The sequence below is a fragment of the Hydrocarboniphaga sp. FW305-C-57 genome (genome assembly GCF_058783045.1).
Genome location: NZ_JBYSYG010000001.1, coordinates 382,022 through 396,096 on the forward strand (window position 1 = coordinate 382,022; position 14,075 = coordinate 396,096).

Sequence of the window (14,075 nt, forward strand, 5' to 3'; positions counted from 1 at the left end):
GCATGGCCTGGACCCGCGAACAAATGGCCGAGCGCGCCGCCAGGGAGCTGCGCGATGGTTACTACGTCAATCTCGGCATCGGCATTCCGACGCTCGTCGCCAACCTGATTCCGGCCGGCATGAAAGTCACGCTGCAAAGCGAGAACGGCATGCTCGGCATGGGCCCGTTTCCATACGAGGACGAAGTCGATCCCGACCTTATCAACGCGGGCAAGCAGACGATTACGGAGCTGCCGCAGACGAGTTATTTCTCGAGCGCGGACAGCTTCGGCATGATCCGCGGCGGGCACATCAACCTGTCGATCCTCGGCGCGATGCAGGTCGCGCAGAACGGTGATCTCGCCAACTGGATGGTGCCCGGCAAGATGATCAAGGGCATGGGCGGGGCGATGGACCTTGTCGCCGGCGTCAAGCGCGTGGTCGTGGTGATGGAGCACAACGAGAAATCCGGCGCGCCCAAGCTCAAGCGCGAATGCTCGCTGCCATTGACCGGCAAGGGCGTGGTCGATCTCGTGATCACCGAACTCGGCGTGTTCGAGGTCGACCGCAAGGGGCGGCAACTGCCGCGCCTGATCGAACTCGCCGACGGCGTCGAACTCGCCGAAGTGCGGAGCAGGACCGAAGCCGCTTTCGACGTCGCCTTGCGCTGAGCCCTTACGCCGAGTTCTCGCGCTCGGCTCAGTCGACCGGCGGCGTGAGCTCGAGCGCGTCGGCCGAGAGCGGCCGTGTCGCGAGGACATCGGCATAGGCGCGCAGCGATTCGGGCCGATATGCCGGGTCGGCCTGCCACTTGCGCCAGACCGAAGGATCGAGCGTCTCGTTGATCGAGCCGCCGATCTTGCGGTGATGGCGCTTGCCGCCCTTGATGAGCTTGTAGAGGCCGAAGGCGAACTCCGAGTACGAATCGTGCGGCGGGGCCATGACGTCGGAATCCTGCACCGGCACGGGCGAGGCGAACTCGAGCCCCGCCGCGCTGGCCTTGTCCTGTATCCAGCGCAGCGGAAGGTTCTGCAGGCGGCCGCCCGGATAGCCGCCGCCGACGTCCGCATGCGCGCCGACGAACCAGCGCTGCTCCACCTCCTTGTTCGACGGCTTGATCTGCGTCCACAGCGTCGGCGCGAAATCCTTGCGGTGTTCATCGATCGCCAGGGCCTGATAGGCGTGGTTCACGATCTTGCTGAGCGCGGTGTCGTGGAACTTGTATTCGTCGCGGGCGAAAGGCACGCCCGACAGCGGAATGCCGAGTTCGCCGACGGTATCCCAGACGCCGATGAAATGAACGCGCACCTCGTGCGAATACTCGCGCCTGAAGCGTGCCGCCACCGCGCTGTCCGGGTCGCTGTTGCGATCGCGGTAGAGCGTGTAGGCGGTGCGGACGGTGGCCTCGTCGGCCCGCCTGAGCACGCCGCATTTGCGCACGAGCCCGGCCAGGCTGCGCGCCGTGTAGGCCCCGCGGCTGAAGCCGAAGATGTAGATGCGATCGCCCGCGGTCGGGTCGGAATCCCGCAGCGAGCGCGACAGCCAGCGGTAGCCGTCGCAGATGTTCTGCGAGAGCCCGGCCCCGAACGCCCCGCCGAGCAGGCGGTTGTGCCATTCGGTTCCGACGCCCCGGTCGTAGTAATGCTGCTGCGGCTGGCCGTCGGCGGTGGTGTCGAGCACCAGCCGGGACAGCCGCGACACGTTGGTGCGGTCCTTCCGCGTGTTCCAGGTGCCATCGAAGAAAAGCGCCAGACGCTGAGGCATGCCGATCTCCCTTCGTTTGACCGCGCAGTCCGCATGGTAGCCGGTGGCCGCCGCGGGCTCTGTCAGCCGAAGTCGCCAGACGCATGCGATCGAGACATCCGCAGTTTTGTTTACGACCGGCCGTCGGTACTCCAATTGACTTGCCCAGGGGGCAACCCTAGCCTTTGCGCGACCACGGGTCACTGCCGATGCAGCGCTCGCTGGCAGTAGCCGAACGGCGAATTTCCCTCGTGCGATCGGTCCTCAACGCAGTCGGCTTGCGATGACCTTCGCAGGGAGCGGTAGCGGTGAATTCGCTGGTGATATTCGCAGTCTTGTCGACGGCCCTGCTCGCGGCCGCGGTGTTCCGTCGCTACGTCCACGTGCCTTCGCTGCCGGCCAGCGGGCGCTACACGCTGCTCATCGACAAGCTCGTCCAGTATCAGCTGCCGCTCACGGTGATGGCGCGCGGGCGCCGCTATGCCGATCGCGGTCTCGTCAAGACCGCCCGTCTGATTCCCGAAGGCGAACCAAACGCCGCGCCGGTGCGCGTCGAGATCGAAGGCCATGTCGTGGGCTATCTGCACACGGCCGACGCGCAGCGCTACCGCGAATCGCTCGCGGCATCCCGGCGCGCCCTGCGCGTGTACAAGTGCCGTTCGGAAATTCGTGGCGGCGAAAGCGAGAATTACAGCGTGTGGCTGGATTTACCGCAGCCGATGACGGTCTGAGTTGCGCTGGTCCGCCGCGATCGCCGATCGCAGCTCCTCACTGACGTCGATGCAGGCCTCGCCGAGCGGCCGCGCCCAGGCGATGCGACCGTCCAGCCACTGGTAGACGAGCAGACGCCCCTGCCATTCGATCACGCCGAGGCCGGGTGGCATGCGGTAATCGGTGGGGTCGTGGAGTTCGCTCATGGCGGGATCGAGACCGGTGGAACGGCTGGACCAGATTATCCAAGCACCCTCATGAACGCTAAGCTGCCCGAATGACTTCGTTGAAAACGCAAATTTCCAGCCCCGAGCACGATCGCGACTCCCTGCGCGACCTGCCACCCGAGGCGCGCATGCGCGCCATGCACAAGAAGCTGCCGCGCAGCTGGCGCGGCCCGCTGATCGGCGTGGGCATCACCATCGCCGTGCACCTGGTCATCGTCGGCGTGGTCTGGATGCGCAGCAGCGAGATCCAGGCGCCCGTCAACGTGTTCTTTCCGCTGATGTTCCCGCTGCCCGAGCAGAAGCCCGCGGAAACCGGCCCGGTGCCTGATGCGGCGCCCCGGCCCGAATCGATCGCGCCGATCGCACCGGCCGAACCCGCGACCGACGCAGTGCAGTAAGCGCCGGCTGTGGCCGCCGGCTAGCGGCTGTCCTTGTCGAACATCTTGCCGACGGCGGCCAGGAAGCTGGAGCCCAGGAACACCACGCCACAGGTAGCCAGGCTCTTCCACATGAATTCGCTGCTGTGGCTCATCCAGATCATCGACAGCGCCAGGCCGATGGCCACGACGATCGAGACCAGGCAGATGGAAAAGCAGATTTTGCTGACGACGCTCATGGACGCGGCCGGTCGGGATCAGTGGCCAGTGTAAGTCAGCCGCCCGGCCCCATGCCGTAGACTGCCGGCCCCTTCGGATCGTTGCCGGTCCGAAGCCTCGCCGATTTTTCCCACCGATCCTGCGTTCGACCATGCTGCTCACGCTCCGCGACGTCTCGCTCAACCTTGGCAGCACCGTGCTGCTCGACAAGGCCTCCTTCACGCTCGAAAGGGGCGAACGCGTGGCGATCCTCGGCCGCAACGGGGCGGGCAAGTCGACGCTGCTCAAGGTCATCGCGGGCGAGGTCGCGGCCGACGGCGGCGAGATTCTGCGCGCGCAGAGCCTGCGCATCGCCCGCCTCGTGCAGGACGTGCCGACGAGCGCGCGCGGCCGCGTCGCCGACGTCGTCGCCCAGGGGCTCGGCGCGGCCGGCGAGCTGCTCGCGCGCTACCACGAACTCGTCGCGGCCGAGCGCTACGACGATCTCGGCAAGGTGCAGGCGCAGATCGAGGCGATCGACGGCTGGTCGCTCGACCAGCGCGTCTCCGAAACCATTTCGCGGCTCGACCTGCCGGCCGACGCCGCCTTCGAAAGCCTGTCGGGCGGACTCAAGCGCCGCGTGCTGCTCGGGCAGGCGCTCGTGCAGCAGCCCGACCTGCTGTTGCTCGACGAGCCGACCAACCATCTCGACGTCGAATCGATCAGCTGGCTCGAGGAGTTCCTCAAGAGTTTTTCGGGCGCGATCCTGTTCGTGACCCACGATCGCGCGTTCCTGCGCAATCTGGCGACGCGCATTCTCGAGCTCGATCGCGGCTGGCTCACGAGCTGGCCGGGCGACTACGAAAACTACCTGCGCCGCAAGGAAGAACGCGCGCATGCCGAAGCGCAGGAGCGCGCCCTGTTCGACAAGCGGCTCGCGCAGGAAGAAGCCTGGATACGCCGTGGCATCGAAGCGCGCCGCACGCGCAACATGGGCCGCGTCGAGCGCCTGATGCAGATGCGCCAGCAGTTCGCCGTGCGGCGCAACCAGCAGGGCAGTGCGCGCATGCTGATCCAGGAGGCCGATCGCAGCGGCAAGCTCGTCGCCGAAGCCGACAACGTCGCCTATTCGTATGCCGACAAGCCGATCGTGCGCGGGCTGTCGACGACGGTGCTGCGCGGCGACAAGCTCGGCATCATCGGCCCGAATGGCGCCGGCAAGACCACGCTGATCAATCTGCTGCTCGGTCGCCTGCAGCCTACTGGTGGCACGCTCAAGCTCGGCTCGAACCTGCAGATCGCCTACTTCGACCAGCTGCGCGGTGGGCTCGACGAGAACGCTTCGGTGGTCGACAACCTCGGCGACGGCAAGGATTTCGTCGAGGTCGGTGGCGCCCGCAAGCACGTCATGGGCTATTTGCAGGACTTCCTGTTTACGCCCGATCGCGCGCGTTCGCCGGTGCGCGCGCTGTCGGGCGGTGAGCGCAATCGCCTGCTGCTCGCCAAGTTGTTCGCGCGGCCGAGCAACCTGCTCGTGCTCGACGAGCCGACCAACGATCTCGATCTCGAAACCCTCGAGCTGCTCGAAGAACTGCTGCTCGACTACGAAGGCAGCGTGCTGCTGGTCAGCCACGATCGCGCCTTCGTCGACAACGTGGTCACGCGCTGCCTGGTGTTCGAGGGCGAAGGCCGCATCAACGAATACGTCGGCGGCTACAGCGACTGGCTGCGCCAGCGTCCGGCCCCGACGATCAAGCCCACGGCGAACAAACCCGCGGCGGTCGCGGCGCCGCCGATCGTCAAGCAGACTGCCGCCGCGCCCAGGCTCACGTCGAAGGAGAAGCGCGAGCTCGACGAGCTGCCCGCCAAGATCGAGCGCTGGGAAGCCGAGCAGAGCAAGCTCGCCGACCAGCTGTCGGCCGACGGTTTCTACGACGGTCCGAAGGAGCAGGTGCTCAAGCTGCAGCAGCAGCTCGACGCGCTCGCGCAGAATCTGGCGACGGCGTATGCGCGCTGGGAGCAGCTCGAAGCGCTGCGCTGAAGGCGCTCAGCCTTCACACCCTTCACCGGGCGTGCGCAATGTCGGCAGCGAGCGCGACCTGCTTCTGCGCTTCGAGTGCTTCCAGCCGATTGCGCAGGGCCAAGCTGATCGACTCGTAGGCTGAGCTGCCGAGCGCGAGGCGCAGCGGCGGATTCGTCGCTTCCGCCGCTGCGATCATGGCATCGACGGTTTTTGCCGCATCGCCCTTGAGCGGAAAACTTCCCGAGTTCACTGCGCGCCGTACATCAGCGGCCGGCGTGTTTTCATAGCTCGGCAAAGGCCGTGCATGATCGAGACCTTCAGCGAACCGGGTCCCGGTCGGCCCCGGTTCGACGATCACGAAGTCGATGCCGAACGGTGCGACTTCTTGCGCGACGGCTTCGACGAAGCCCTCGATGCCCCATTTGGTCGCGTGGTAGAGGCTGAAGTTCGGATACGCGATCTGCCCGCCTTCGGATGACACTTGAACGATGCGCCCGCCACCTTGTTTGCGCAGATGAGGCAGCACGGCGCGAATCAGCTGGATCGAGCCCACCAGGTTCGTCGCGATCTGTCGCTCGATCTGAGCATCGCCGACTTCCTCGGCAGCACCGAACAAACCATAGCCCGCGTTGCTGACCACCACGTCGATGGGGCCGAAGCGGGTGAACGCTGCGTCCACCGCGTTTCTCAGCGCCAGGGTGTCGGTGACATCCAGCGCGAGTACCTGTAGGCGATCGCCGTATTGAGCACGCAGCGCGTCGAGCACGACCGGGCGGCGAAGCGTTGCGACGACCTGATCGCCGCGCGAGAGCAAGCGTTCGGTGAGGATGCGGCCGAGGCCGCTCGATGTTCCGGTGATGAACCAGGTTTTCGCCATGGCGTGATCTCCTTGCTGGATGGTGGATTCAACGATGAGAACCATGGTATGGGTCGATCTGAATCTGATAATGGTCAACAAATGGGATGTATCGGTGAAATGAAGCCACCAATCAGCACCCCGACGCTTGCCGACCTTCGAGCGTTCATGGCCGTAGCCGAGCACCGCAGTTTTCGGCGGGCCGCCGAATTGCTGGGGCTGACACGATCCTCGCTGAGCCATGTCATGCGAGGGCTCGAAGAAAAAATGGGTGTGCGGCTGCTGCACCGGACCACCCGCAGCGTGTCGTTGACCGATGCCGGGGAGCGGTTGATAAGGCGCCTCGACACGGTACTGAGCGACCTCGATCACTTGCTCGACGAGGTATCGGGCGAGCAGGGCCGGCCGATGGGCAAGCTCCGAATCAACGGCAGCGAAGGCGCCATTCGCCAGCTACTGCAGACGGTGGTGCCCGAGTTCTTGCGACGGTATCCAGGCGTCGAACTCGACCTGGTTTCCGATGGGCGCCTGGTCGATATCGTCGAACAGGCCTGCGACGCCGGTGTCAGGCTCAGCGAAGCGGTGCCCAAGGACATGGTCGCCGTGCCGTTGACTCCCGAGCTGAGATTCCTGACCGTCGCGGCGCCGAGCTACCTCGCCGCACATCCAGCGCCGAAGGTGCCCGATGCGCTCGCTCGGCATCAATGCATCCGCCAGCGCCTGCCCAGCGGCAAGCGCTATCGCTGGGAGTTCAGCAAGCGACGGCAAGAGCTGGCGATCGACGTGCCTGGCGCACTGACACTCGACAACAACCAGCTCATGGTGGAAGCGGCCATCGCCGGCCTCGGCATCGCCTATGTTCCCGAGCCCTACGTGCGCGCTGCTCTGGCTGACGGCCGCTTGATGGCCGTGCTGGCGGACTGGTGTCCGCCGATTCCGGGGCTATGCCTGTATTTCCCGAACAATCGCCGGGTTCCGACGAGCTTGCGGCTTTTCATCGACCTGATCCGGGAGCGGTCGGCCCCAGGCCCGGTGGCGTGATTCGATCGAGCCGATCGCTGCTCAGCCCTCCACGCAACACCGGTTCCGCCCATTGCGCTTGGCTTCGTACAACGCCTGGTCGGCGCGCTCGAACAGCGTCTGCGGCGTGTCGTCGGCGCGAAAGCCCGTGAGGCCGCAGGACACCGTGATCGCAACGGGTTGCTGGCGAAAGTGGAAGCCGAGTTTTTCCACGCTCTGTCGCAGCTTGTTGGTGATCAGCAGCGCCTGCTGTTCGTTGCTGTTGTCGAGCAGCATGACGAACTCCTCGCCGCCGTAGCGACCGAAGAAATCGGTTTCGCGCAGATAGCGCGACCAGTGCTGCGCGAGCACTTGCAGCACCTTGTCACCGGCCTGGTGACCGTACTGGTCGTTGATGCGCTTGAAGTGATCGATGTCGATCGCGACGAGGCTGCGCGGCTTGCCGTCGCGCTTGTGCTGGGCGAGTTCGGCGGCGATGCGCTTGTCGTAGGCGGCGCGGTTGGCGACGCGCGTGAGCGTGTCGGTGCCGACCTGCCGTTCGAGCTTGCTGACCGAGCGCGTCAGCGCGCGCGTCTGGTTTTCGAGCGATTCGATGCGCTCGTACAGCGCCTCGGTGCGTTCCTTGTACGCGAGCGCGCGGGTTTCTTCGCGGCTGCGGTGATCGCGCACGCGCTGGTCGATCGTGGTGAGCCGGCGATAGACCTGGTCCTGCAGGCTCGTCAGATCGGTGGCCTCGCGCGTCTGGCTGATCAGCGCCTGGGTTTCGTCGAGCAGCTGCTGGCCGAAGGCGCGCTGTTCGTTCTGCGCGCCGCGCTGCTCCTCGCTTTCGCACTTGAGCTGGTGCGCGATCTCTTCGAGCCGCTCGCTGAACTGCATCAGCAGGCGCTCGGATTCGAGCTTGGCGCGCTGCAGGGCGCTGGCCTGGGCCTGCGACAGGTCGGCGATGCCGACGGCCACTTCGGCGAGCGCCTCGTCGCGCTCGGCGGTTTCGAGCTGGGCCCGCAGCGCTTCGGCACGCGGCAGCGCGGAGAGCTGGTCGAGCAACCGGTGCAGCGTCTTGCGCAGGCGGTCGCCGTCGATGACTTTGGCCACCGCCGCCGTCGACGCGCGGTCGAGCGCGGCGACCGAGCGCGTCAGCGCGTCGAGCAGGCTTTCGAGCGGCGCGGGTTCGGCCGGCTTGCGCAGCGTGGAAATGACGGCGTTGAGCGAATCGTCGAGCGCGGCGTCGAGCCCGCGCGCGGCGATGCAGAGCCGGCCGGCGATGCGGCGCAGCAACTCGTCGGTCTGCCGCCACTCGCGCTCGCGGCGGTCGAGCTCCTCCACAGCCTCACGATAAGGCTGCTGCCAGCGATCCGGCGGCTCGATGAGCTGACCCATGCGGCGATTCGAAGGACTCGGACGGTAGAGCCCGGCTATCGGCCGCAGGCGGCGAAACTGTAGGGCTTCAGAGGTCCGAGGCTTGAATCCAGAGCGCGGCGAGCGCTTCGAGCCCGGCTTGATCCTCGGTGTCGAAGCGGCCGATCTTCGGGCTGTCGAGGTCGAGCACGCCGATCAGCCGCTCGCCCGCGAGCAGTGGCACCACGATCTCGCTGTTGGAGGCGGCGTCGCAGGCGATGTGTCCCTCAAACGCGTGCACGTCGTCGACGAGCTGGGTGACGCGCCGGCTCGCGGCCGCGCCGCAGACGCCGCGAGCGAGCGCGATGCGCACGCAGGCCGGCTTGCCCTGGAACGGGCCGAGCACGAGCTCGACGCCGTCGAACAGGTAGAAACCGGCCCAGTTGAGGTCGGGCAGGGCGTGATAGATCAGTGCGGACAGGTTTGCCGCGTTGGCGATGCGATCGCGCTCGCCGGCGAACAGGCCGCTCGCCTGGGCGGCGAGTTCGGCGTAGAGCGCGGGCTTGTCGAGCGCGGACAGCGAAGGCATTTCGAACATGCGGGAAGCTTGAACCGAGGCGCGCGAGCCGGCAACCGCGTCAGGCTCCGATTCCGGATGGCGGTCGTGCCAACGATCAGCGCGAGAACGCGATGCCGAGGCCGATGCGGGTGACCGAGTCGTTGTAGTCGAGCAGGCTTTCGCCGTAGCCCTGCCAGACGTAGAGCTGGTAGAAGATCGAGCCGTCCTTGGACGGGATCGTGTAGTTCAGGTTGAACGCGCCGTGGCCGGTCTCGGGGTTCATGCGGATCATCGTGTGGATCACCTGGCCCTTGCCGATCTGGCGCTGGAGGTGCAGCTCGCCGTAGCCGTAGTGATCGATCAGGTCCGGGTTGTCGTCGCCCTTCGGATCATCGGGCGTCTTCTTGTCGTCTTCGGGAATGCGGTACCAGGCCTTCACGTAGATCAGCGACTTGCCCTTGGCGCGGAACGGAGCGAAGTAGACGCGGTTCCACGAGCGCGACAGCGGCACGTCCTGGCCGTTGGATTCGTGCTCGATGCCGATGTCCGCGCCCCAGTAGTTCCATTGTTTCGGATCGGGCGTGAAGCGGTAGAACAGCTCGGGGTTGTAGTCGGTCTCGCGGAACGGCCGCGAGCGATCGGCGTCGTAGACCTGCCAGAACGATTTCTGGCTGTAGCCGAAGTAGACCGGGACGCCGAACAGCCGCGCCTTGGCGCTGATCGCGAACAGCACCTCGGTTTCCTTGCCGTCGTAGTCGCCACTCCAGGTCGCCGGCAGAAAGTACATCGGCTTGTGCGTCGACAGGCCCTTGCCGACCGAGACGATCGAATAGCCATCGCCGTCGTCCCCGCGCAGCCGCGAGAAGAAATCGCGCTTGGCGAGCGCCTGCGCCTGCTTCTGTTCCGCGGCCGGACGGCTTTGGTCCTGCGCGCAGCCCGCGCAGTCGCCGCCGAGGATCGGGCTGATGGCCTGCGGCCTGACTTCGGCCGCCGGCGGATCGGCGGTGATGATCGGATCGACAGCGGCGGGATGTTCGGTCAGCGGCGGCGTCGGAGCGCCCTGGGCGAAAACGAATGCGGGAGACAGGCCGAGTGCGGCGATCGAAAGAGCGTGGCGGAATTCAGGAGGCCAAGGCATCGACATACGGCTTCATCACCCTTTCAACACGGCAGAGCTTGGCGAAGTACCAGAGCTTGTCCTTCTGCACCTTGTGCGCGAGGAAAGCCGCGCGCAGCGCGTCGACCGCAATGTGCGGGCCGATCTTATTGCGGAACTTGAACAGATCGGCCAGCGTTTTTTCCAGGCTGTAGATGTTCACCTCGACGCCTTCGATCAGATGCGTCTCGACGCCTTCGGTGAACGCCGGGCCGCCGAGGCGCGCGACCTTGACCTCGGGATAATCGAGCCGTGGCCGTGCGGCGCGGCGCTCGATGGCGATGTAGACCTCGTCGGTGAGCTGCTCGGCCAGGCCGTGAAACGCGAGCGCTGAGCGCAGGCAGATGACGCCGTTGGGAACCGCGCGGCCGGCGACCGCGAGCGTCAGATGCGGCGTCACGACCTTGTCGGCGAGCACGTAGCTGCCGCGTCCCACCTTCTTGATTAATCCCTTGTCGCACACACGTCGCAGGTACTCGGCCTGGATGCCTTCCGCAGCAAGATCCTTCGGCCGCAGTACGCCGAGCTTGCCCGCAAGCTCGACGATGCGATCGGATTTACTGGGTTCATCCATTGAGAACGCTAGGCGAGTGTGTGCAAGCGTAAAATTGTTTTAGAAACTGTTTATATTTGATAACAAGTTCAAAAGTATTGCAAGAGATCGCGGTAACCCATTAATCGTAAAAAGCTTTGTGCCTCGCCCGGGCTGAATGGGCGGGGCTTTCCGGGGAAGTCTGGATGCTGGTGAACGTGGCGCTTTTCCTGACGGCAGCGGTGCTGTTCGTCCCATTTTTCAAGCGCTTGGGTCTCGGCGCGGTGCTCGGCTATCTGTGCGCGGGCGTCGTCATCGGGCCTTGGGGGCTGGGCCTCATCGCCGACGTCGAATCGATTCTTCATTTCGCAGAGTTCGGTGTCGTGCTACTGCTGTTCGTGATCGGTCTGGAGCTGCAGCCTTCGCGACTGTGGCGTTTGCGATCGACCGTGTTCGGCACCGGCGGATTGCAGGTGCTGCTCAGCACGCTCGCGCTGTTCGTGATCGGCTGGGCCTGGGGCATCGCGCCGGTGACGGCGCTGATCGCCGCGTTCGGTCTGGCGATGTCGTCGACCGCCTTCGTGCTGCAGATGCTCGCCGAGCGCGGCGAACTCACCACGCGGCACGGACGCTCGGCCTTCTCGATCCTGCTGTTCCAGGATCTATCGGTGATTCCGTTTCTGGCGCTCGTGCCGATGCTGGCGATGGGCAGCAAACCCAACGTGCATTCGCCGGAACTCTGGATCGGCGCCGCCAGGGCGGTCGGCGCGATCGCCGTCACCGTGATCGGCGGTCGCTATCTGTTGCGTCCGGTGCTGCGCTGGTTCGCCAAGACCGGCGTCACCGAGGTGTTCACGGCGGCCGCGCTGCTGGTCGTCATCGGCACCGCGCTGGCGATGGAGTTCGTCGGCCTGTCGATGTCGCTCGGGGCCTTCCTGGCCGGCGTGCTGCTCGCCGATTCCGAATATCGCCATGAACTGCAGGCCGACATCGAGCCGTTCAAGGGCCTGTTGCTGGGCTTGTTCTTCATCGCCGTCGGCATGTCGGCGAACGTCGGGCTCGTCATCGAAAAGCCGCTCGACGTGCTCGGCGTGGTAGTGGTGCTGATCGCGGTCAAGGCCGCGGTGCTCTATCTCGTCGGCCGGCTGTCCGGGCTCGAGGCGAATGCTTCGCGATCACTGGCGCTGGCCCTGTCGCAGGGCGGTGAGTTCGCCTTCGTGCTGTTCGGCGTCGCGGCGAGCTCGGGCGTGCTCGACACGCCGCTGAGCGAGCTGCTGATCGTCTCGGTGACCCTGTCGATGATCGTCTCGCCGCTGCTGTATTCGTTGCACGCGCGCATCCAGCCCGCGGCGGAGTCGGCGCCCTACGACGTCATCGACGTCGCCCCCACGCAGGTCGTGATCGCGGGCTTCGGTCCGTTCGGCCAGATCATCGGCCGTATCCTGCGTGTGAAGCGCATCAGCTACACGATTCTCGACAAGAGCGCGGACAACGTCGCGTTCCTGCGCCAGCTCGACATTCCGGTGTTCTACAGCGACGCCTCGCGCGCCGAGGTGCTGCGCGCCGCGCATGCCGGGCAGGCCAGGCTGTTCGTCGTCGCGATCGCCGACCGCGACGAATCGCTGCGCGTGGTCGAGGCGGTGAAGAAGCTCTACCCGAGCCTGCCGATCATCGCCTGCGCGCGCACGCGCCAGCACGCGCTCGAGCTGCTCGATCGTGGGGTGCAGCAGGTGATCCGGCGCAGCTATCTGTCGTCCCTCGAAGCCACGCGCCAGGTGCTCATGATGCTCGGCGAAAGCGAGAGCCAGGCGCAGCGCTACATCGATGCCTTCCGCCAGCACGACAGCAAGGTGCTGCTGCGGCAGATGGCCGAGCCGCGCGACGAACTCAACGTGCTCAAGAAGGCGCGCGAGGGCGCTCGCGAGCTGCAGGAGCTGTTCGACGCGGACGCCGGACAGAAGTAGTTGGCTGTGCGGCGCTGTCCGCGCCTCGGGCGCAATCGCATAATGCGGCGAACCGAGCCTGGGCCGAGGAGCCGCGGGACGTCATGGACTATCTGATTCCGTCGCTGCTCGTTTCGATCGTCGCCGTCGGCATGGCGCTCGCGTTTCTGTCGGCCGACCGCAAGTCGGGCACGTCGCGCGCGCTCGCGCTGGCGCTCGCCGCGACCGGCCTGTCGATCTTCCTGAACGGCTACCTGGTGCCGCGGGCACACGAAAACCCGACCTGGTCCGGCTGGCTGGCCCTGCCCGAGACCATCGCCCTGATCGCGATGCTCGAATGGCTGTTGCGCGTGCGCCGCACGATGCCGGTTCCCGAAGGCTTCGATACGCGTGTCGGCGACCGGCTGCAGCGGCTCGGCCAGCTCAGCGCGGTCGTCTACCAGCTGTTCGCCCTGATCTGGCCCGAGATTCGGGCGCATCAGTTCCTGCATCTGCAGAGCTTCGACACGGTGTCGCAAGGCGGCTTCTGGCTGTTCGCGACGCCGGTGCTGACGACCGTGCTGTGCGGGCTCGGTTCGCTGTTGCTGCTGCTCAATCGCCGGCCCGAACTCGCCGAGCGCATTCGCCTGCTCGCGTTCTCCGGCGCGGTGCCGTTCTGCGTCGCCGGCCTGGTGCTGCCGACGTCCTGGGGGCCGATCTCGATCGTCGTCGGCGAGATGATCCTGCTCGTCGGGGCCGTGCATTACCACGTGCTGCAGGGCCAGCGCGGCCTGTTCATGTCGCGCTTCTTGTCGCCTGAGGTGGCGCGGCTGGTGTCGCACGCGGGACTGCAGGCCGCGATGCAGGAGCGCCAGCTCACGCTGACCGTGGTCGCCTGCGACCTGCGCGGCTTCTCGCGCTTCGCGAGCGAGGTGCCGTCGGGCCGCGTGATCCAGGTGCTGCGCGAGTACTACGACGCGGTCGGCCAGGTGGTCGCCCAGTACGGCGGCACCATCAAGGACTACGCGGGCGACGGCGTGCTGGTGCTGGTCGGCGCGCCGATCGCGCTGCCCGACCACGCCGCGCGCGCGGTGGCGTTGTCGCATCAGCTGCGTTCCGCCTGCGAGGCCCTGGTTCCACGCTGGGCCGCGCTCGGCCCGCGGCTCGGCATCGGCGTCGGCGTGGCCACCGGCAGCGTCACCGTCGGCGTGATCGGCGGTAGCGCGCGGCTCGAATACACCGCGGTCGGCGCGGCCGTGAACCTCGCGAGCCGGCTCTGCGAACTCGCAGGCGACGGTGAAATCCTGGTCGACCGGCAGACCGTGCAGCTCGCCGGAGCCGAGGCGCAGGAGCGCGCGCCGATCAGCTTCAAGGGCTTCGACGAGCCGGTCGCGCACTTCGGCGTCTGAGGCCGGATCGACGATTGTTGCGAAGCGG

The 14,075-nt window shown here is 66.3% G+C and carries 15 protein-coding genes; 7 read left to right on the forward strand and 8 right to left on the reverse strand.

Going from position 1 to position 14,075, the window contains the following annotated elements:
* The first annotated feature begins 2 nt into the window (after positions 1-2).
* Positions 3-650: a 3-oxoacid CoA-transferase subunit B gene (locus AC3WUM_RS01915; protein WP_492408372.1), complete on the forward strand. Its 648-nt coding sequence runs from the start codon at positions 3-5 to the stop codon at positions 648-650.
* A gap of 28 nt (positions 651-678) precedes the next feature.
* Here the strand turns inward: AC3WUM_RS01915 and AC3WUM_RS01920 are convergent, their stop codons facing one another.
* Positions 679-1,743, reverse strand: coding sequence for a T6SS phospholipase effector Tle1-like catalytic domain-containing protein (locus AC3WUM_RS01920; protein WP_492408374.1), 1,065 nt, complete (start codon positions 1,741-1,743; stop codon positions 679-681).
* A gap of 287 nt (positions 1,744-2,030) precedes the next feature.
* Between AC3WUM_RS01920 and AC3WUM_RS01925 the strand changes: the two genes are divergently transcribed.
* Positions 2,031-2,453, forward strand: a complete 423-nt coding sequence (locus tag AC3WUM_RS01925) for a hypothetical protein (protein ID WP_492408376.1) — start codon at positions 2,031-2,033, stop codon at positions 2,451-2,453.
* On the opposite strand, the gene AC3WUM_RS01930 is transcribed toward AC3WUM_RS01925, so the two are convergent.
* Positions 2,430-2,639, reverse strand: coding sequence for a hypothetical protein (locus AC3WUM_RS01930; RefSeq protein WP_492408378.1), 210 nt, complete (start codon positions 2,637-2,639; stop codon positions 2,430-2,432). The genes AC3WUM_RS01925 and AC3WUM_RS01930 overlap by 24 nt on opposite strands.
* An 80-nt stretch (positions 2,640-2,719) precedes the next feature.
* Here AC3WUM_RS01930 and AC3WUM_RS01935 point away from each other — a divergent pair, with 80 nt between their 5' ends.
* On the forward strand, positions 2,720-3,058 hold the full coding sequence (locus tag AC3WUM_RS01935; RefSeq protein ID WP_492408380.1) for a hypothetical protein: 339 nt from the start codon (positions 2,720-2,722) through the stop codon (positions 3,056-3,058).
* Positions 3,059-3,078: 20 nt separating this feature from the next.
* Here the strand turns inward: AC3WUM_RS01935 and AC3WUM_RS01940 are convergent, their stop codons facing one another.
* On the reverse strand, positions 3,079-3,276 hold the full coding sequence (locus AC3WUM_RS01940) for a hypothetical protein (RefSeq protein ID WP_040454071.1): 198 nt from the start codon (positions 3,274-3,276) through the stop codon (positions 3,079-3,081).
* A gap of 131 nt (positions 3,277-3,407) precedes the next feature.
* Here AC3WUM_RS01940 and AC3WUM_RS01945 point away from each other — a divergent pair, with 131 nt between their 5' ends.
* Positions 3,408-5,276: an ATP-binding cassette domain-containing protein gene (locus AC3WUM_RS01945; RefSeq protein ID WP_492408382.1), complete on the forward strand. Its 1,869-nt coding sequence runs from the start codon at positions 3,408-3,410 to the stop codon at positions 5,274-5,276.
* 22 nt (positions 5,277-5,298) lie between these two features.
* On the opposite strand, the gene AC3WUM_RS01950 is transcribed toward AC3WUM_RS01945, so the two are convergent.
* Complete coding sequence (locus AC3WUM_RS01950; RefSeq protein WP_492408384.1) at positions 5,299-6,135, reverse strand: SDR family oxidoreductase; 837 nt, start codon at positions 6,133-6,135, stop codon at positions 5,299-5,301.
* Positions 6,136-6,234: 99 nt separating this feature from the next.
* Here AC3WUM_RS01950 and AC3WUM_RS01955 point away from each other — a divergent pair, with 99 nt between their 5' ends.
* Positions 6,235-7,155, forward strand: coding sequence for a LysR family transcriptional regulator (locus AC3WUM_RS01955; protein ID WP_492408939.1), 921 nt, complete (start codon positions 6,235-6,237; stop codon positions 7,153-7,155).
* Positions 7,156-7,176: 21 nt separating this feature from the next.
* Here the strand turns inward: AC3WUM_RS01955 and AC3WUM_RS01960 are convergent, their stop codons facing one another.
* From AC3WUM_RS01960 to AC3WUM_RS01975, 4 genes are all read right to left on the reverse strand, one after another.
* Positions 7,177-8,511, reverse strand: coding sequence for a GGDEF domain-containing protein (locus AC3WUM_RS01960; protein ID WP_492408386.1), 1,335 nt, complete (start codon positions 8,509-8,511; stop codon positions 7,177-7,179).
* A gap of 67 nt (positions 8,512-8,578) precedes the next feature.
* Positions 8,579-9,067, reverse strand: a complete 489-nt coding sequence (locus AC3WUM_RS01965) for a GAF domain-containing protein (RefSeq protein WP_492408388.1) — start codon at positions 9,065-9,067, stop codon at positions 8,579-8,581.
* Positions 9,068-9,143: 76 nt separating this feature from the next.
* On the reverse strand, positions 9,144-10,166 hold the full coding sequence (locus AC3WUM_RS01970; RefSeq protein WP_492408390.1) for a phospholipase A: 1,023 nt from the start codon (positions 10,164-10,166) through the stop codon (positions 9,144-9,146).
* Positions 10,150-10,758 carry a type IV toxin-antitoxin system AbiEi family antitoxin domain-containing protein gene (locus AC3WUM_RS01975; RefSeq protein ID WP_492408391.1) on the reverse strand — a complete coding sequence of 203 codons (609 nt, stop codon included), beginning with the start codon at positions 10,756-10,758 and terminating at the stop codon, positions 10,150-10,152. The genes AC3WUM_RS01970 and AC3WUM_RS01975 overlap by 17 nt, the downstream gene beginning before the upstream one ends.
* A 164-nt stretch (positions 10,759-10,922) precedes the next feature.
* Here AC3WUM_RS01975 and AC3WUM_RS01980 point away from each other — a divergent pair, with 164 nt between their 5' ends.
* Positions 10,923-12,680, forward strand: a complete 1,758-nt coding sequence (locus AC3WUM_RS01980; RefSeq protein WP_492408392.1) for a monovalent cation:proton antiporter-2 (CPA2) family protein — start codon at positions 10,923-10,925, stop codon at positions 12,678-12,680.
* 83 nt (positions 12,681-12,763) lie between these two features.
* Positions 12,764-14,047 carry an adenylate/guanylate cyclase domain-containing protein gene (locus AC3WUM_RS01985; protein WP_492408393.1) on the forward strand — a complete coding sequence of 428 codons (1,284 nt, stop codon included), beginning with the start codon at positions 12,764-12,766 and terminating at the stop codon, positions 14,045-14,047.
* Positions 14,048-14,075: the final 28 nt, after the last annotated feature.